Below are 18,201 nucleotides of genomic sequence, written 5' to 3'. Positions count from 1 at the left end.
CAGCCAGCACGATGACAGCTGCCACACCATCTGATCGTTCACTCGTCGAGTTCAACGTCGCTCCCCTGTTGCACACGACGATCCTCGTGACAGACCGTCTTGAGCTCCCCGGGCAGGAGTCGAACCTGCATCGCTCATCCTGATTCAAAGTCAGGCGGGCCCTGCCGATAGACCAACCGGGGATCACTCATCCGAGCGCCTCAAGGTTACGGCACAGTGACATTTTTTGCTAAGTGGGGGACATTTTTTGCTAAGTGAGGGACATTTCCTGCTAGATGGAGGGACATTTCCTGCGCCGTGGGGACGTCTCTGCACGCCGCGAGCCCGGAAAGTTGCGAACCCGGAAATCAGCGCTTCATGGCGCATGGACACCGCTGCGGCGACAACCCTGCCGTACTCATGCCATACTCATGGCTGCCGTACCCATGATCTTCGTGTGTCGGCTGATCTTCGTGTGTCGGTCTGGGCAACGGCTCCTGCCGGCACGGGATCGACCCCGGAGTAGATTCATCCCCATGTCTGACACATCCCGACAGCCAGCCCACCGGGTGCGCATGACGAGCGCGGAACGCCGCGAGCAGCTCATTGAGGTTGCCACCCAGGTGTTCGCCTCCGAGGGAGCGGATCGGGCCTCAGTCGAGTCGATCGCATCCCGGGCAGGGGTCTCCAAACCGGTGATCTACGAGCACTTCGGCTCCAAGGACGGGTTGTACGCCGTCGTCGTCGATCGACACGTGCGTCTGCTGCAGGACGGACTGCGCTGTGTGCTCAGCAAGTCTCGTCGTGGACCTCGCCGCATCATGGAGGCTGCCGTCATGGTGCTGTTGGACTACATCGATGAGTATCCCGACGGGTTTCGCATCATCTCCCGGGACTCCCCCGTCGGTTCGTCACGGGGATCATATGCGTCGATCCTCTCCGACGTCGCCTCTTGGGTGGAGGGGCTCATCGTCGATCGGTTCATCGACCATGGGCTGGACCCCACCTATGCCAGCATCTACGCCCAGGCCCTCACCGGGATGGTGGGCATGACCGGACTGTGGTGGGTGGAGGATCGCAATCCGTCCAAGGAACTGGTCGCCGCCCACCTCGTCGACCTGGCTCTCAACGGGATGGCGCGTCTGAGCCCCGAGCCACATCTCATCCGCAGTCTTGATCGAGTTCTTCCTGACGCGTCAGCACGGTCTTGAGCAGGTGAGCGAGTTCATCGATTTGGTCGGGGGCCATCGTCTCCAGCAGACGTCCCTCGGAGGCCAGCAACTCCTCCAGCGCCCAGTCGACGCGTCGCCTGCCTTCCTCACACAGCTCGACGATCACTCCCCGACCGTCCTTGGGGTTGGGAAGACGACGTACCCAGCCGCGCTCCGCCAACCGGGTGACTCGGTTCGTCATGGTGCCAGAGGTCACCTCGAGCTCGGCGAGCAGGGCTCCGGGACTGAGCTGGTAGGGCGTACCGGAGCGGCGCAGCGCTGCCAGCACGTCGAACTCCCAGATCTCCAGCCCAGCGACGGCACAGGCCCGCGAGCGCGCCCGATCCAACCGCCGGGACAGGCGTGTCACCCGCGACCAGACCTCCATGGAGTGCACCGGCAGGTCGGGACGCTCACGACTCCAGGCTGCGATGATCCTGTCGACGGCATCGGCGCTGCTGCCACTGACCACCGGCTGCCCATCCGGGTCACCCGTCGTTGCCTCGTTCACTGGGCACTCCCCGCAGTATCCCGGGCACTTCCCACAGCATTGGGGAGCAGCTGGGCCCCAGCAACCGGCCCGGTGGCAATGCGGGTGGTGCGCACCTGGGGCAGCTGGACGAGCTGTGCGGCGATCCGGTGAGCTGCTGACTCGTCGGGGGTCAGGAAGACGCAGGTGGGGCCCGAACCAGACACCAGGGCTGCATGGGCCCCGGCACGCTGCCCTTGGGCAAGGACGTCGGCAAGGTCGGGGCGCAGACTCACCGCAGCAGGTTGCAGGTCGTTGCCCATCACGTCCGCGATGTCCTCGGCATCCGACGTGGCCAGGGCAGCGATGAGTGGGGTGGGTACGCACACCTCGTGGACGTCTCCGAGGTCGTCGAACCTGCCGAAGACCGATGGGGTGGACAGTCCCTCGTGAGCCGTGGCGACGACCCAGGTGTGGGTGGCGGGGGTGGGGACTGGGACGAGATGCTCGCCACGCCCGGTTCCCAGGGCCACTCCACCCATGAGGCAGAAGGGGACGTCGGACCCCAGCTGGGTGGCAAGGTCGTGCAGTTCCTCGGCAGAGGCGTCCAACCCCCAGACCACCGAGCAGGCGAGCAGCGCGCCAGCTGCGTCGGCAGAACCGCCTGCCATACCGCCGGCGACCGGGATCGCCTTGTCGATGTGCAGATCCACCCCGAGATGGGGATGGCGCCGGGCGCAGCGCAACAGATCGGCCGCCCGCACCGCAAGGTTCGTCCAGTCGTCGGGGACCTCATCGGCATCCTCACCACTGGTCGTGACAGTGATGGCGTCATCGGTACGTGCCGTGGCGGTGACGACGTCATGCAGCCCAATGGCCTCGAACACCGTGGCGAGCGGGTGGTAGCCGTCCTCGCCACGCCGACCGACCCCCAGGAAAAGGTTGATCTTGGCCGAGACACGCACGGCAACGGGCACGGTCGAGACTTCTGCACTCATGACATCAACCTATCCACATCTGCACCGCTGCACTCCTCGGGCACCACCGACGAACCATGCATCCTGCCCAGGCCTCAGCCCCAGACACCGGCCCGAGCCAGGACCTCGGCGATCGCCGCGAAGTCGGTGACGGTGAGGGACTCACCGCGAGCCGTGGGATCGACCCCGGCGGCGTCGATGAGCTCGGCGGCTCGGGCAGAACCACCGCACAGACCCCCCAGGGCGCCACGCAGCATCTTTCGTCGCGACGCGAAGGCTGCATCGATGACGGTGAACACCTGGGCGCGGGAAGCCGACGTGGGTGGCGGGTCACGCCGGATGATGCGTACCAGGCCGGACTCCACATTGGGCACCGGCCAGAACACCTTCGCAGGAACGGTACCAACCCGTTCGGCCTGGGCGAACCAGGCCAGTTTGGCGCTCGGCACCCCGTAGACCTTCGATCCGGGACCTGCCACGAGACGATCTGCCACCTCGAGCTGCACCATGACCAGACCAGTGGTCCACGAATCGGACAGTTCGAGCATGTGCAACAGCACCGGTACCGACACGTTGTAGGGCAGGTTGGCCACCAGTGCGGTCGGCGCACTCGCCCCCGACCCGTTGCCGGGCAGGCCGGCAGCAGGCAGTTCGACGACGTCCAGGGCGTCGGAGACGACGAGGTCTAGGCGGTCAGCAGCCTCGGGCATGCGCTCGCCGACGGTTCTCGGCAACTGCTCGGCGAGCAGCTCGTCGATCTCGATCGCCACCACGGATGCCCCCGTCTCCAACAGGCCGAGGGTGAGGGATCCCAGCCCGGGGCCGACCTCGATGACCCGATCGTGCGCATCGACTCCGGCCAGGGTGACGATGCGGCGCACGGTGTTGGCGTCGTGGACGAAGTTCTGACCCCTGGTCTTGGTGGGACGCAGCCCGATCTGGTCGGCGATGGAACGCAACGAGGTGGGGTCGAGCAGCCCGCTCATCGTGTCTCCTCACCGCTCGCCAGCAACTGCAGGGGCGTCACCCCGTGCACGTCCTCCCACGGCCCCCCGTAGGCGGCAAAGGCATTGCGGCGCAACTGCTCACAGCAGGATGCCTCGTCCCAGTCGAGTTGCTCACTCAGGAATCTGATGGTGTGGGCAATGAGGTACGGACCGTTGCGCCTGCCACGGTGCGGGTGCGGGGTGAGGAACGGGGCGTCGGTCTCCACGAGGATCTTGTCGACGGGGGTGGCGTGCAGAGCCTGGCGAGTCCGTTCGGCGTTCTTGAAGGTGAGCACCCCGGGAAACGACAGCCATGCCCCATGACGCACACACTCCCGGGCCAGCTCGGCATCGCCTGAGAAGCAGTGCATGATGACGCGCTCTGGCCAGCCCTCCTGGTCCAAGATGTGCAGGACGTCGTCGTGGCCCTCCCGATCATGGATGGCCAGGGTGCAGTGATGCTCGTGGGCCATGCGCACGTGGGCGGCGAACACCTCGCGCTGCACCTGCCAGCCGGGCTCCTCAGTGCCCCAGTGGTCGATGCCGGTCTCTCCGATGGCACGCACATGTGGCCCTGCCTCGACGAGCTCGTCGATCCTCGCCAGGGCCTCGTCGAGCTCGCTGCGGGATCGGGCCGCAAGATCGGCAGCGTCATTGGGGTGGATGGCCACCGCTGCGACGACCCCGTCGTGGCTGCGGGCGAACTGCTCGGCGAACCGTGACCCGGCGACATCGCAGCCGATCTGGACCAGCCGGGTGATCCCCACCTCGGCTGCCAGGTGCAGCGAGGTCTCGGGAGCCAGACCGGTGAACTCCTCGACGGTGTCCAGGTGGGTGTGGGAGTCGATGCACGGGCTGGCCAGCGGCTCGGGCAGGAGGGGCGGCAGGGACCTTTCCGCCAGGACGTCAGTGAGGCTCATTGCATCTCCCGTACTGCTCGTTCGGTCGTGGGGCACTCATTCATTCTGCACTGGGTTGGTCTGGAGCCTCCGCGTGCCCATCGCCCGACTGGCTGGCACCGGCCCCGGCGCGACGGGCGGCAAGGAAGGCGTCGTAGAGCTCACGGCGCCGCAGCCCTGTCCGAGCGGCGATCCCGGCGACGGCCCGCGAGGTCTTCTCACCGTCTGCCACCACCTCGTCAACCATCCCGACGGCGTCGGCGAGGCTGACGGTCTGCGCAGTTGCCCCGGCCAGCACGAGGGTGATCTCACCGCGCACCCCCTGCTCGACCCAGTCACGCAGCTGCGCCAGGGTGCCACGGTGGACCTCCTCGTAGGTCTTGGTGAGCTCCCGGCAGATCGCGGCATGCCGCTGTGCCCCCAGGATCTCGACAGCGTCGTGCAGCAGGTCGGCCACCCGGTGCGGGGCCTCGTACAGGACGGTGGTGCGCGGTTCGTCCACCAGCTCCTGCAGACGACGTCGCCGCTCCCCTCGCTTGCGCGGCAGGAAACCCTCGAAGCAGAACCGGTCGGTGGGCATCCCACTGATCGCCAGAGCCGTGGTGACCGCCGTGGGACCGGGTACCGAGGTCACCCGGACACCGTGCTCGATGGCGGCCGAGACGAGCCGGAATCCCGGGTCGGAGACCGAGGGCATCCCGGCATCGGTGACGACCACGACGTCCTGGCCGGCCAGCAGGACCTCCACCAGCTCCTGGGTACGTGCGGCCTCGTTGCCCTCGAAGTAGGACACGATCCGCGCCGAGGTGCTGATCTGCAGCCGGTGCAGCAGGTCCGTCAGCCGTCTGGTGTCCTCGGCTGCGATGACCTGGGCGCCCTGCAAGGTCTGCACCAGGCGAGGCGATGCGCTCGCCGTGTCGCCGATCGGGGTACCGGCCAGAATGACCATTCCGGTGGATGTCTGAGAACTCACAGGGCCAAGTGTGACATGAAAGCACGTGTCCGACCCCTTAGCATGGGCACGTGACCCGAAGCAGCAACACCGCCACCACACTCGACAAACTTGACGACGGCCGCATGGATGACGACCTCGTGAGTTGGCTCGTGACCATCAGTATCGGCGGTGTCGCGCTGATCATGCGGCTGTGGAACCTCTCGTACCCCTCCAAACTGCTCTTCGACGAGACCTACTACCCCAAGGACGCCTGGACGATGCTGCACCAGGGCTACGAGGGGACGTGGGGCGACGCCAAGACGATCAATCCGCAGATCGCTGCTGGCACGAGCAATGGGTGGACCCCCGACGCGGAGTTCGTCGTCCACCCCCCGCTGGGCAAGGAGTTGATCTCCATCGGCGAACATCTCTTCGGGATGACGTCGTTCGGGTGGCGGTTCTCCTCGGCACTGTTCGGCACCCTCATGATCGTCCTCACGATTCGACTGGCCCGTCGTCTCTCCCGATCGACGATGGTGGGCGCCATCGCCGGCATCCTGCTCACCCTGGACGGCCTGCAGTTCGTCATGAGTCGAGTGGGGCTGCTCGACATCTTCCAGGCCACCTTCCTCGTCGCCGGGGTCGCAGCGGTGGCAGCCGATCGGGACTGGTTCCGTCATCATCTGGCCGACGAGATCCGGCAGCGCGGTCAGCTGAGCCTGGCCGGACAGTTCGGACCGCGGCTGTGGTGGCGACCGTGGCGTCTGGTGGCCGGGATCATGTTGGGAGCGGCCTGCGCCGTCAAGTGGAACTCCATGTTCGTCCTGGCGACGATGGGCATCGTCTCTGTGGCATGGGACGTCTCGGCGCGACGTCTGGCCGGTGCCGGACGCGCCGCATGGTGGTCCATCCTCAAGGACGGTGTTCCGGCCTTCCTGTACCTGGTGCTCGTCGGTGCCGTGACATACCTCTCATCGTGGGGACGCTGGCTCAGCAGCTATTCGACGATGATGTTCGGCAAGGGGTGGGGTGGCCCCCATGCAGATCCCGGGCTGGCCAAGGTGGTCGGAACCCCGCTCGCCGCGCTGTGGGACTACCACGTGCAGATGTACAACTTCCACACCGGCGACTACATGATGCACCAGACACACGCCTATTCGGCCCATCCGGCCGGGTGGCTCATCATGCAACGTCCGATCGGCATCGACGCCGTCAACGACATCAAGCCCGGCCAGGAGGGCTGCGATGCGGTGGGCGACACCTGTCTGCGGGTCATCTCGGGCATGGGCACGCCGGTGCTGTGGTGGATGGCTGCCATCGCCCTGGCTGCCGGGATCGTGTGGTGGATCGCTGGACGGGACTGGCGGTTCACCCTGCCGATCGTGGCCATGGCGTCCACCTGGCTGCCCTGGTTCAAGTACACCGACCGGCCACTGTTCTTCTTCTACGCGATCTGCATCATCCCGTTCACGGTGACGATTCTGGCCATCTGGCTGGGCCGGATCATGGGATCGGCCCAACGACCCGAACGGCGGCGAATCGGTGCCATCATCGTGGGGGCGGCAGTGGTCGCGGTGGCGGTGAACTTCGTGTTCATCTATCCCGTCCTCACCGACGGTCTGCTCACCCGGAAGGCCTGGCTGGCCAGGATGTGGTTCAACTCATGGATCTGAGGGCCATGAGCCTGCGACACACGCACCTCGCGGTCACACCATGTGGGATGGGCCGCCCCCGACGTGAGATGGGGTGCCTGCGCCAGTTTCGGTAAACTCCTGTCCCCGGAAGGGAGAACCCATGATCTGGACACTCCACAACGGAGGCAAGCTCGAACCCGGGGAAATCGTCGCACCAGACGAGCGACTCACGTGGGGGCGCACCATTGGGCTCGGCGCCCAGCACGTCGTGGCGATGTTCGGGGCCACCTTCGTCTTTCCGATCCTCATGGGGCTCAACCCCCAGCTGGCCGTGATGATGTCGGGCATCGCGACCTTGGTCTTCATCTTCGTCACCAAGCACGAGGTGCCCAGCTATCTGGGCTCCTCCGCCTCGTTCCCGGGGGTGGCCGCAGCGATCTACGCTTCCGGTGGCAAACCCAATGACGTCTCCGGGGCGCTCTTCGTCGTTGGCCTGACGCTGTTCCTGTGCGGCATCATCATCCATGCCGCCGGCGCCAAGGTGGTGCACAGGCTGCTTCCCCCGGTGGTGACGGGTGCCGTCGTCATGCTCATCGGGTTCAACCTGGCACCGGTCGTCGCCAAGACGTACTGGCCGGTGGATCAGTGGACCGCGCTGATCGTCATGGTCCTCGTCGTGGCGCTGTCGGTGGCACCGCGGGGATTCCTCTCCCGCATCGCGATCTTCGTGGCGCTCATCATCGGATACGTGCTCTCGTGGCTGGAGGACCTGGTTCTCGGGCCGATGCACAAGACCGTCGACGGCGTGAGCACCACCGTCAACCGGGTCGACTGGTCGGGGGTGCGGGCCGCCGACTGGGTGGGGTTGCCGCAGATGACCGACCTCGACTCGTGGACGTACTCGGTCGACTCGAACGGCGCAGGCCATTTCGGCGCCGGCAACGTCGTCGGGTTCCACCTACCGGCATTCCACCTGTCCTTCATCCTGCTGGCCCTGCCGGTGGTCATCGCCCTCATCGCCGAGAACACCGGCCACGTCAAGGCCGTGGCCGAGATGACGGACCGCAACCTCGACCACCAGATGGGACGAGCCATCGCGGCAGACGGTGCCACCTCGATGGTGGCCACCCTGGCTGGCGCCGGACCGACGACGACCTATGCCGAGAACATCGGCGTCATGGCGGCCACCAAGGTGTACTCCACCGCCGCGTACGCCGTCGCCGCACTCGTGGCCATCCTCTTCGGGTTCTCCCCGAAATTCGGCGCCATCATCTCAGCCACCCCCGGTGGCGTCCTGGGTGGAATCACCGTCGTGCTCTACGGCATGATTGGACTGCTCGGTGCCAAGATCTGGAGGGAGAACCGGGTCGATTTCGGCAATCCGGTGAACATCGTTCCCGTTGCTGCCGGAATCATCATTGGCATTGGTGACGTGTCCCTGAAGTTCACCGAGTCCTTCACCCTGGGCGGTATTGCCTTGGGCACGATCGTCACCGTCGGCGTCTATCACCTCGCGAAGTGGCTGGCTCCCAGGGAACTTGCCGATGCCGCAGGGGGCACCAGCATCGTTCTCGACACGCCCGGCATGTACAAGGACGACGACCGGCGTGCCAACAAACGATCCGATCGGGACCAGTGATTCTGGCCCACGGAGCACAATGATTCCGGTACCGGTATCGGGTGCCCGAGCCACGACGCCCTGATTCACAGGGCCTGACCCACAGGGGGAGCGTGATGAACAAGATCAACGGGAAAGTGCGTCAGAGTACCATCGCACGGATCCGCACCAGCAGCAGCGGAAATGGTCTGGCCAACCGGGCATCCGACGTCGTCACCAGACCCGGGCCGGTGGGCATCCAGTGGTTCGCCGACGGACACGAGACCACCGTGCCCGAACGTGCCGGGATCCGGCAGACCCTGGACTGGTTGGACGGTCATGACGAGCGTCTCGGAGTCGCCGTCGTCCACCAGCCCAACAGGACCCAGATCGATCACGTCATCACCGAGATGAGGCTGACCCCGCTGTTGGCCGAGGACCTCAAGGAAGGCCACCAGCGACCCAAGCTGGAGCGCCACGGCGACGCCCTGTTCATGGTGCTGCACCCGCCGTTCTACATCGACTCCAGTGAGGACGTGGCCTTCGTGGAGGCCGAGGTCGTCAAGCAGAACAATTTCGTGCTCATCATCACCCAGCGCATTCCCGACGAGCTGGCGACCCTGTCATGGAGCCCCCGCATCCCCTCGAATGCCCACATGCTCTCCAAGGGATCCGAATCGGTGCTGTACACCGTCCTGGATGGGGTGGTCGACCAGACCAACCCGGTCATTGACGGCCTGCAGAAGGACATCGAGCAGATTGAGTACCAGGTGTTCACCGGTGACCCGGCCGCCCCGGAGCGCATCTACCGACTCTCCCGCGAGACGATGGACCTGCAACGTGCCATCAACCCGCTCATTCCCATCGTCGGCTCGCTGCGGGCCGGATTCAACAAGCATCAGGTCTCCGAGAGTCTACAAGGGTATCTGGGCGACGTCGCCGACCACTTGGCGCGCATCGTCAACCAGATCACCGACATCCGGGAGCTGCTCAATCAGGTGCTCGCCGTCAACTCGACGTTGGTGGACCAGGAGCGCAACGAGAACCTCAAGAAGGTCTCGTCCTGGGCTGCCATCCTCGTCGTGCCCACCCTCATCAGTGGCATCTATGGCATGAACTTCGACAACATGCCGTCCCTGCACCTGAAGTACGGGTATCCCCTGTCGCTGGCGATGATGGCCGCGGCGGCATTCATCCTGTGGTTGATCTTCCGCAAGAAGGACTGGCTGTGAGGGAGACCGAGGCGACCCATGGGTTGATGCAGCTGAATCGCGGCGACGCGTCACCAGCAGGTCGCTGAACTCGCGCTGTCGTTGGGCAGCGGGTGAAGTGCCCTGCACCTTGACGCCAGCGCTTCCCGATGGCACGGTGCTGCATCTTGCTGACACAGAGTTGACACAGGGACGACAGGAGGGGCGACCGCACGGGCCGCCCCTCCATCATCGTTGTGGAGCATACGGGAGTCGAACCCGTGACCTTCTCGATGCGACCGAGACGCGCTACCAACTGCGCTAATGCCCCAAGACAAGGTGTCACGTTACTACAGGTGCGCCGGCAGATCAATTGCCAGCCCCGCCGGATGCGGATGTGCTCCCGCAATCCCCACGCTCCCGCGAACCGTGGTTCCTGACTCTCCTCCGCCGGCGACCCACACCGGCCCACGAATTGGGCAATCCCCGCAAGCCCTGACTCTCACCGGATGATCTCTCCGGCACGGACCCCCAGCGCACGAGCGCGAACTGCGCAGCCAGCACCTCACGCCGTCCGGCGAACAGCCACCTCTCGAGTCTCCTCCTCGTCACCGCGGGTAGCGACCGGGCTGGTCATCTCGCCGGGAACCGGGCCCAGCGAGGACAGATCGATCGTGCGTACCGTACGGGCCGACAGCGGCTGGGAGATGTATGTGGGGGCAGTGACTGGCACGGCCTCCCACAGGGAACCTGCGGAATCCTCGATCGGACTGTTCAGGTCGATGGAGAATCCGGGGGGTTCGGAGGCCTCCTGGACCTCGTCACGAAAGGAATCTGGGATCTCCATGGCGGTGGTTCTTTCATCCCACCCCTCATTGATCAATGCCAGCCGCGCATCGAATCGTCGTGCCATCCGTACCACCGAAACTCGCGACAGAACGAGGAATCCGGCAATGAGCACCGTCCCAGCGATGGTGAACCACCAGGAAATGGTGTTCGTGGCACCGAGAATGGCAAGGAGGGTCGTCAGACCGAGCAGAATGAACAAGGTGTTTCTGCGTCGTCGGGCAGCCTTTGCCCACGCGCGCCGCAATTCCTGTTTGGCCGTGGCCCGGGTGAACGGGGTGGAGACCTCGAGATCGGAATCCTGCGTGTCCGGCGTGTCCGAGCTGATGGTGTATCCACTCTCGGAGACGACGGTCATCGTCTCGGGGAACTGAGTGGTGGCGGAGTCCTCATCGGCATGGTCACGGTGGCGGCTGACGAACGCAGGCACCAAATACCCGAGCCATGCCACCACGAGAGCGCCAATGATGATTGCTACCACGAGGAACACGTTAGAGGCACCGAGCTGCCACCCGAATCACCAGACACGGTGTGTCGTCAAAATGACAGCGGTGTGATTACAACTCCACTGCTCAGATCTTTTCCGAGTTCGTCCGCGAAAAGAGTTCCGGCACAGCGGTGGAAAATTGTTGCCGAGACCCTACCCATCAGGGAAATCCGTCACGGCCGCGATGCCGTTGATCCACAGCTCATCCCCAAAGCAGGGAAATTCCTCTGCAGATCGTGAAGAACGCCCTGCGGATGGTCGCTGGGGAACATGCGAAACACCCGATGATCCCGCCAACTCCCGTCAATGTGGAGGTACTGGTGACGCAGCCCTTCCTCCGTCATTCCGATCTTTTCGACGACGCACAGACTCTTGACATTTTCCGGACGCACGCAGATCTCGATGCGATGCATTCCCAGCGCGCTGAAGCAGTGGTCACAGGCCATGGCGACGGCAGTCGGGACGGCACCTCGACCTGCATGGTCTGCGCTGATCCAGTACCCGACCGAGCACGACAGAGCTGCACCGTAGGAGATGTCGAAGACCGTCACCTGACCAGTGATCGGGAGTTCGTACGGATTCCTGACCGGATGATCGGGCCACCCATCGTCCCAGACCAGTGCCCAGGGCAGGATCTCACCGTGGCGTGCCCGCCGTTGATTGCGTCGCACCATCTGTGCGAAGGTCGGCGCCTTCTCTGGGCTGCCCGGTGGACGCGTCGCCTCCCATCTGGCCAGCCAGTCCTGGTTGCGTTGCCGCAGGACGATCCAGTCGTCCTCGTCACTGCACCGTAGTGGGCGCAGCACAACGGCTCCGCTGCGCAGGGTCACGGGCCAGCCCCCACCAGGGTGGCCACCATGCAGCCATCGGGCACCCCCGTGCCCGTGCCACCGGCTGCGATGCTGCAAGCCCTGCCAGATGGTGGTCACCGTGGGGAATCGCCTTCTCACCGGGTCACCACGCAGCTGGTTCCCAACGTTCGACGCAGACCGTACCGCTCACCGTCACGATGCGCCCAGCCGGCAGGCCCACGCGATTCCTCATCGACTCAGGGATGTTGCGCTTGCTCATCGCCTCGGGGCTCATGCGTCCAGACGCCAGTACGACACGGCACTTCCTGCCGCAATGGCCTGCTCCCCGGGTGGCAGCACGGCAATCGCATCTGCCACAGCCAGCAGCGGCAGACTGGCGACGTCCCCGGTGTCCAGAACCGTGAGCTGCGGGCCACCCTCGGCGTCGATGCACTTGACGGCCCGGAAGGTGGTGAGAGCAGGGTCTGGCTGCACATCATGCCTCCACCGGCCCGTCAACCGATCGGAGTTGACGTCCATCCCGGCCAGCTTGCGCATGAGAGGCAGACCGAAGCACAGCAATGACGTCAGTGCCGGTGCGGGTCCGGGCGGAAGCATGAGCACCGGCGTCATGCCGGCACCGGCCAGGGCGAACCCGTGCATTCCAGAAGGTGCCATCGCCACCTGACTGAACTCGGTGGGGCCGAACGTGTGCAGCACGGCGGCAATCGGATCGTATCCGCCAGCCGTCATACGATCACTGGTGGCAATGACGAGATCCGCACGGATGAACTGGTCGCTGATGGTCTGCGTGAGACGTTCCCGGTCGTCTCCCAGGCACTCGACTCGCCACGCGTCGAATCCACGGGCATGCACGGCAGCCGTGATGGTGCGAGCGGTGACGTCCAGATCGGGGATTGCCTCGTGGCTGTGGCCGTTGCCGGTGCCGATGACGACGATCCGGGGACGTGGTCGGGCCAGCACCCGGTCAATTCCGGCCCGGGAGAGCAGCGCCGCCAGACCGATGTGGAGGATCTCACCGTTCTCCATGAGCGACTCACCGCTGAGGTAGTCGCTGCCGGCAAGGGTGCAGCCGTCCCAGCGGCGTACGGGCTGGGACAGGACGACCTCACCGTTCTCCATGTGATTCTCGCTGACGACGGCGTCCGCACCACGGGGAAGCTCCTGACCTCCCTGGATCGACACCACGGTGCCACCAATGATGGGAATGGGAGGGCGCCTGTCCAGCTGCAGTCGGAGCTTGTCGGGGCGTCCGGCAGATTTCGTGGACGAGGCCGTGAGGGCATATCCATCGAAACTGGCCACGGTGCGCCGTGGCACGTCGATCGGGGACGGGACGTTCTCGCACACGGCAAGCCCGAGCGCATCGGTGATGCCCATCCCGAACGGTTCGAGTGGTGGGACCAGCGACAACAGATAATCACGATACGTCTGGACCGAGCGTCGTCCCTGGTCGTCGCCAGCGGGGGGCTGCGGAAGCGCCTCGACGGTTTCCACCGGCTCCTCGGTTGGTTCAACAGTTTTCCTACGGAACAACGCCATGCCTAGATGGTAAAGGTGCAAATACCGAAAACGACACAACGACTCGGGCCACTGCCTATGGTGAGTCCATGACCGACAACCCCAGCGGCAGTGACGCCGAGCCGAACACACCGAACGACCCGAGCAGGAATCCCGTGCACCGGGTTGACGGGGGCGATGAACCGCGGCACCCCTCCGAGCTGCCGTCCCGGACGTCTGAGGTGAAGCGGCAGTGGCGGGATCGCAGTCGCAGGTCGCGCACCAGTGCGCAACGGCTGGCCAGTCGTCCCCAGGTGGACGCTCGACGCACCGAGGCCGCGCTCGAGGAACTCGCCGGGGTGAAAGCCGTGTGCACCTATCTGTCTCGCTCTCCTGAACCCGACACCCTTGAGCTGGCTCGCGGACTCGTCGCGGCCGGCACTCGCGTCCTGGCGCCCGTGCTCACCGACGGCCGTGGACACGGACTGGGACACCCAGCATGGGCCTGGTTCACACCCGAGGACGTGCGGCCCGGACTCTGGTCGATCCCCGAACCGTGTGGCCCGTTATTACCGGCCGACTCCATCAAGCAGTGTGACGTCATCCTGTGTTCGGCATTGTGGGTGGACCGACGTGGCTATCGGGTGGGTGTCGGTGGCGGATGGTATGACCGAGTTCTGGAGGATCGCCGTACCGGAGCGCCGGTGTGGGCCGTGGTGGACGACTGCGAGATCGTCGACGAGGTCCCCAGGCAGCCGTGGGACCTGCCGGTGGATGCAGCGTTCACACAGACTGGTCTGCACCCTCTGGGGTGATCTGTTGGGCGGATTTCCTTGACTGCTCGCAGCGCCTTATCATGTGCCAGTGTTCGACTGTCCCAGTCGCACGGATTGAGGAGATTCATGCCCACGTACCAGTACCGTTGCACCAATTGCGGCCAGGATTTGGAGGTCGTGCAGCGCTTCAGCGATGATCCCCTCACGGTGTGCGAAAAATGCAATGGCACCCTGCGCAAGGTGTTCAGCGCAGTGGGTGTCGTGTTCAAGGGGTCAGGTTTCTACTCCACCGACAATCACACCTCGGGCAGCAGCAACGTCAGCACTCCGACGCACGGGGACAAGGCATCTTCTGCTGGTTCGGACTCCAGCGCTTCCGCGTCGCCGGAGTCCTCCGCCACTACGGCGTCGTCCACAGCTGACGCCGTGGCCAGCTGACCATCGACGTCTTCCTGTGGACAACTGCCGGTTCGTCCCGGTGCCCACGACAACAGGGGTATGACTTCCTCACATCATCGCTCCGGGCGTCGTGCGTCCGCATCGTTCCCGGCATCATCTCGAGAAGAGCCCTCCCCCGCCCACCCGAGCCGGCGACCCCGGTCGGGGCGGCCTGCATCCTCTGCACTCTCCACGACAGCCACACGTCGCGCCAACCACTCAGAGCGCGGCGGCACCATGGGGCGAGGCTGGCGGCGTTCGATTCATGTCTTCGTCTGCCGACACCGCCGTATCCTGGCCGCCCTTCTGACCGGTTTGGCGGTGCTGACGTTCTCCTCGGCACAACGTCCTCCGCGAGGTACTGTGTGCGTCGTCAACGCCAAGGAACCCATCAGCGGGGGTTCCCGAGTACAGGCAAAGCAGGTGGGAACCATCTGCGTGCCCGAGTCCATGGTTCCGGAAGGGAAATTCGGCCGGGTCGATGAGGTGATCGGGCAGTCCGTCAGCATCGACGTGCCGACCGGGGCCATCCTCACCTCGTCCCACCTGCTCACCAGATCCCACGCGAAACCGGGAACGGCACTGGTGGGAGTGCAGCTGTCGGATTCCTCGTTGCTGTCAATGTTGCGGGTGGGGCAACGCGTCTCAGTGGTGGCAAGTGGCGATGACGGCCCCGGCATCATCGCCAAGGATGCCGTGATCCGTGGTCTACCGCACGAGGGTGGCGGCGGACTCATGTCGAATGACCAGTCCGAACTGGTCGTCGTCTCCACCGATGAGCAGTCCGCTGCACGAGTGGCGACACAGAACTCACAAGGACAGATCGGAATTGTCGTACGGTGAAAACACGTTGAGGGGCAGGCCGGCGGAACGACCTGCCCACTCACGATCTGTCAAAGGACACACATGGAAAGGACGACACCTGTGAAGGGTTTCAAGAATTTCTTGATGCGAGGCAATCTCATCGACATGGCAGTTGCCTTCATCATGGGCACTGCCTTCGCCACGGTGGTGAAATCATTCACGACCATCATCCTGGATCTGCTCGGGAAGCTGGGCGGCACCCCCAACTTCTCAGGATGGGTTCCCGGCGGGATTCACGTCGGCGCATTCATCACGGACGCCATCGCCTTCCTGATCATCGCTGCCGTGTTGTACTTCGGCATCGTCAAGCCGGTCGAGATCGCCAGTGAGCACCGCAAGTCCGGCAAGTTGTCCGAGGAGGAGGCCCCGGCCCCCAGCAGCGAGGACCTGCTCACCGAGATCCGTGACCTGTTGGCGGCGCAGAACTGCACAGAGTGATGTCGTGATGTCTGCGCGCTCGGGAAGGTATCTTCCTGGCGTGCCGTCCCCGTCTTGGAATGTCTGCCGATGCTTCCCCGGGAAGGCACCTTGTGACCACGGGGCTTTGCGGACCGTGACGACGCGTCGTGCCGTCACGGTCGACGTGAGGCCCTTTTCGTCACAGTGCATGCTGTCGGGTGTTGGTGCGGGGATCGGCGAGCCTCGCATCAACCCTTCCCTGCGACACGTTCAATCAGAGCTGATCAGTGCAGGACGTTGTGCGGCGGCAATTCTGCCATGAGACGAGCCTCCTGGGGGCCAATGCGCAGTGGCCCCCGATGGATGGTTGACGTCAACCCGTCAAGACCAGTGTGCTTCCTCACCTGAGCCAGCAACGCCCCGTAGCGGGCAAATTCCAGACCTTCCATGAGTTCCTCGGGCAGTCGGGTCGGCCAGGGTTGCCGGGCCTGCTGGGCTTGTTGTCGTCGCTCGACGAGTCGACCGACGTCCCAACCGTTGTCGGCCAGCCAGGCGACGACGTCGCACGCCTGCCAGGTGGGGGCGTCGGGAGCAGTGAGCTGCTGGCCGGTCAGGGCGTACCCCAGAGCCACCCAGCAGCGTCGCGCGGCCTCCTCACTCACTGAGATGCTCGAGACACAGTGTCGATGTCTGCGGGATGCACCTCGCCGGAGAGCTCGGCACCATCCGGCACGGTGGCCGGCTCGTCAGTGCTGAGGACGGCGTCACCGGTGACGGTGACGTGCGCACCAAAGGTCCAGTCGCCAGCAACCTTGAGGCTCGTGGCGTCCTTGAGCGACGGGGGCTCGCCCAGCCGTCGGTCGAAATCACCCACCCGCTTGTAGAACTGCTTGTCGAGGTCGACCTCGCAGACGTTGTCGGTCGTCTTGCACAGGTGGAATCGCTCATCGAGGTCGTAGACGTCCGAGCGCAGCAGGAGCAGCTCGTTGGTGGTCTTCACCGGCAGGAACCTGGCGCGATCGACGACGATGCAGGTGGCTCCCTCGAAGACCTCGATCGCAGCTCCCATGGCCGACTCCACCTGAATCACCGGAGTGGTCGAGGAGTCCTTGGGATCAACGGTCTTCTCGTTGCGGATGAGGGCCAGGCCCATGACGCCATGACGTTCGGTCATGACCTCACGCAGGGCTCGCAGGTCGAACCACAGATTGTTGGTGTGGAAGAACGGATGGCGTGACTCGTCGGTGAAGTATGTCATCTCGTCATCGGCGGTCTGGGCAGTGTCGCGCAGCACGAGGTGACCGTCGGACTTGCGTACCGCCAGGTGCCCACCCTTGCGATCGTTGACGGTACGCCGACACAACTCGGCGGCGTAGGGCGCACCAGTTGCGGCGAACCATCCGGCGATACGGGCGTCCGGGGTGGCACCGAGATTGTCGCCATTGGAGACCGAGGCATACCGGTAACCCTTGTCGAGCAGCTGGTCCAGGATGCCCGAACCGAGCAGAGCGGTGTAGAGGTCACCGTGGCCCGGCGGACACCACTCGAGTCTGGGATCGGTCGGGAACTCCACCGGGGTGAGGTCATCGGCACGCAACTTGGGTTCCTGATTCTGCAGGAAGTCCAGCGGCAGGCCGTCCACCTGGACATCGGGGTACTGCTCCAGTGCCTCCAAGGTGTCATCCCGCGTGTTGAAGGAGTCCATGAACAACAGGGGAAGACGCGCACCATGCTGTTCCCGAGCCGCCCGGACCTGGCCGACGATGATGTCGAGGAAAGATTTTCCGTTCCGCACCGGAAGCAGGGACTTCGCCCGGTCCAGTCCCATCGAGGTGCCCAACCCTCCGTTGAGTTTGATGATCACCGTGTGATCAAGGGCATCGGCAGCCACCTCGTCGTCGACCGTGACGTCGTCGAGTCTGTCCGGATCGGTGAGAGGACTGATGGAGTCCTCGGGAATGATCCCGGTACGGCCCTCCTTGATCTGGGTGTAGTAGGAACTGAAGACGTCAATGGCGATGGGGTCGACCCCGGCATCGCGCATCTTGGCTTGGGCAGCATCAAGCCCGCTCTCGCTCATCACTGGGCTCCTTTCGCAGGTTCTCGGAATCAATCCTATGAGGTGAGCAGTCGTCGTGGACCCCACGAGCCAGAACTCATGCCTGACCTGCAGGTCGGCTCTGGTAGCATGGGTAGTCGGCCA

The 18,201-nt window shown here is 64.7% G+C and carries 18 protein-coding genes and 2 tRNA genes; 8 read left to right on the top strand and 12 right to left on the bottom strand.

Annotation, left to right across the window (positions count from 1 at the left end; translation table 11 throughout):
- Window positions 1-104 precede the first annotated feature (104 nt).
- Window positions 105-183, bottom strand: a tRNA-Gln gene (locus CKV91_RS04225).
- A 371-nt stretch (window positions 184-554) separates the two neighbouring features.
- Between CKV91_RS04225 and CKV91_RS04220 the strand changes: the two genes are divergently transcribed.
- Window positions 555-1,190, top strand: a complete 636-nt coding sequence (locus CKV91_RS04220) for a TetR/AcrR family transcriptional regulator (RefSeq protein ID WP_036957773.1) — start codon at window positions 555-557, stop codon at window positions 1,188-1,190.
- Here the strand turns inward: CKV91_RS04220 and CKV91_RS04215 are convergent.
- From CKV91_RS04215 to rsmI, 5 genes are all read right to left on the bottom strand, one after another.
- Complete coding sequence (locus CKV91_RS04215; protein WP_021106056.1) at window positions 1,141-1,662, bottom strand: MarR family winged helix-turn-helix transcriptional regulator; 522 nt, start codon at window positions 1,660-1,662, stop codon at window positions 1,141-1,143. The two genes, CKV91_RS04220 and CKV91_RS04215, sit on opposite strands and share 50 nt — an antisense overlap.
- A 35-nt stretch (window positions 1,663-1,697) precedes the next feature.
- Window positions 1,698-2,657: a 4-(cytidine 5'-diphospho)-2-C-methyl-D-erythritol kinase gene (locus CKV91_RS04210; protein WP_021104829.1), complete on the bottom strand. Its 960-nt coding sequence runs from the start codon at window positions 2,655-2,657 to the stop codon at window positions 1,698-1,700.
- A 74-nt stretch (window positions 2,658-2,731) separates the two neighbouring features.
- Window positions 2,732-3,622 carry a 16S rRNA (adenine(1518)-N(6)/adenine(1519)-N(6))-dimethyltransferase RsmA gene (gene rsmA / locus CKV91_RS04205; RefSeq protein WP_021106057.1) on the bottom strand — a complete coding sequence of 297 codons (891 nt, stop codon included), beginning with the start codon at window positions 3,620-3,622 and terminating at the stop codon, window positions 2,732-2,734.
- The gene (locus tag CKV91_RS04200; RefSeq protein ID WP_021106058.1) at window positions 3,619-4,542 is read right to left on the bottom strand and encodes a TatD family hydrolase; all 924 of its coding nucleotides are present in this window, start codon (window positions 4,540-4,542) and stop codon (window positions 3,619-3,621) included. The genes rsmA and CKV91_RS04200 overlap by 4 nt, the downstream gene beginning before the upstream one ends.
- Window positions 4,543-4,582: 40 nt before the next feature.
- Window positions 4,583-5,470 carry a 16S rRNA (cytidine(1402)-2'-O)-methyltransferase gene (gene rsmI, locus CKV91_RS04195; RefSeq protein WP_021106059.1) on the bottom strand — a complete coding sequence of 296 codons (888 nt, stop codon included), beginning with the start codon at window positions 5,468-5,470 and terminating at the stop codon, window positions 4,583-4,585.
- Window positions 5,471-5,598: 128 nt separating this feature from the next.
- On the opposite strand from rsmI, the gene CKV91_RS04190 reads away from it, so the two are divergent.
- The 3 genes from CKV91_RS04190 (at window position 5,599) to CKV91_RS04180 (ending at window position 9,918) form a co-directional block, all read left to right on the top strand.
- Complete coding sequence (locus CKV91_RS04190) at window positions 5,599-7,128, top strand: dolichyl-phosphate-mannose--protein mannosyltransferase (RefSeq protein ID WP_036957786.1); 1,530 nt, start codon at window positions 5,599-5,601, stop codon at window positions 7,126-7,128.
- Window positions 7,129-7,249: 121 nt separating this feature from the next.
- Window positions 7,250-8,728, top strand: coding sequence for a uracil-xanthine permease family protein (locus CKV91_RS04185; RefSeq protein ID WP_021104822.1), 1,479 nt, complete (start codon window positions 7,250-7,252; stop codon window positions 8,726-8,728).
- A 95-nt stretch (window positions 8,729-8,823) separates the two neighbouring features.
- Window positions 8,824-9,918: a magnesium and cobalt transport protein CorA gene (locus CKV91_RS04180; RefSeq protein ID WP_021104821.1), complete on the top strand. Its 1,095-nt coding sequence runs from the start codon at window positions 8,824-8,826 to the stop codon at window positions 9,916-9,918.
- Window positions 9,919-10,134: 216 nt separating this feature from the next.
- Here the strand turns inward: CKV91_RS04180 and CKV91_RS04175 are convergent.
- From CKV91_RS04175 to CKV91_RS04160, 4 genes are all read right to left on the bottom strand, one after another.
- Window positions 10,135-10,207: transfer RNA gene (locus CKV91_RS04175), tRNA-Ala, on the bottom strand.
- 234 nt (window positions 10,208-10,441) lie between these two features.
- The gene (locus CKV91_RS04170) at window positions 10,442-11,203 is read right to left on the bottom strand and encodes a hypothetical protein (protein ID WP_021106062.1); all 762 of its coding nucleotides are present in this window, start codon (window positions 11,201-11,203) and stop codon (window positions 10,442-10,444) included.
- Between the two features lie 179 nt (window positions 11,204-11,382).
- Window positions 11,383-12,033, bottom strand: a complete 651-nt coding sequence (locus CKV91_RS04165) for a GNAT family N-acetyltransferase (RefSeq protein ID WP_051167358.1) — start codon at window positions 12,031-12,033, stop codon at window positions 11,383-11,385.
- 258 nt (window positions 12,034-12,291) lie between these two features.
- Window positions 12,292-13,563, bottom strand: coding sequence for a MoeA family protein (locus CKV91_RS04160; protein WP_036978650.1), 1,272 nt, complete (start codon window positions 13,561-13,563; stop codon window positions 12,292-12,294).
- 254 nt (window positions 13,564-13,817) lie between these two features.
- Here CKV91_RS04160 and CKV91_RS04155 point away from each other — a divergent pair, with 254 nt between their 5' ends.
- From CKV91_RS04155 to mscL, 4 genes are all read left to right on the top strand, one after another.
- Window positions 13,818-14,336, top strand: coding sequence for a 5-formyltetrahydrofolate cyclo-ligase (locus CKV91_RS04155; RefSeq protein ID WP_051167357.1), 519 nt, complete (start codon window positions 13,818-13,820; stop codon window positions 14,334-14,336).
- A gap of 87 nt (window positions 14,337-14,423) precedes the next feature.
- On the top strand, window positions 14,424-14,735 hold the full coding sequence (locus CKV91_RS04150) for an FmdB family zinc ribbon protein (RefSeq protein ID WP_021104816.1): 312 nt from the start codon (window positions 14,424-14,426) through the stop codon (window positions 14,733-14,735).
- A 321-nt stretch (window positions 14,736-15,056) separates the two neighbouring features.
- Window positions 15,057-15,578, top strand: coding sequence for an SAF domain-containing protein (locus CKV91_RS04145; protein WP_169712414.1), 522 nt, complete (start codon window positions 15,057-15,059; stop codon window positions 15,576-15,578).
- An 81-nt stretch (window positions 15,579-15,659) separates the two neighbouring features.
- On the top strand, window positions 15,660-16,037 hold the full coding sequence (gene mscL / locus CKV91_RS04140) for a large conductance mechanosensitive channel protein MscL (protein WP_021104814.1): 378 nt from the start codon (window positions 15,660-15,662) through the stop codon (window positions 16,035-16,037).
- Between the two features lie 245 nt (window positions 16,038-16,282).
- Here the strand turns inward: mscL and CKV91_RS04135 are convergent, their stop codons facing one another.
- Both CKV91_RS04135 and CKV91_RS04130 read right to left on the bottom strand, forming a co-directional pair.
- Entirely contained in the window at window positions 16,283-16,624 is a 342-nt protein-coding gene (locus tag CKV91_RS04135) for a hypothetical protein (protein WP_095141078.1), read from the bottom strand.
- A gap of 32 nt (window positions 16,625-16,656) precedes the next feature.
- On the bottom strand, window positions 16,657-18,078 hold the full coding sequence (locus CKV91_RS04130) for a UTP--glucose-1-phosphate uridylyltransferase (protein ID WP_021106064.1): 1,422 nt from the start codon (window positions 18,076-18,078) through the stop codon (window positions 16,657-16,659).
- Window positions 18,079-18,201: the final 123 nt, after the last annotated feature.

Source organism: Cutibacterium granulosum (genome assembly GCF_900186975.1).
Taxonomy (GTDB): Bacteria; Actinomycetota; Actinomycetes; order Propionibacteriales; family Propionibacteriaceae; genus Cutibacterium; species Cutibacterium granulosum.
Note: the sequence above shows the minus strand (reverse complement) of the source record. Positions and strands in the feature narration are given on the sequence as shown.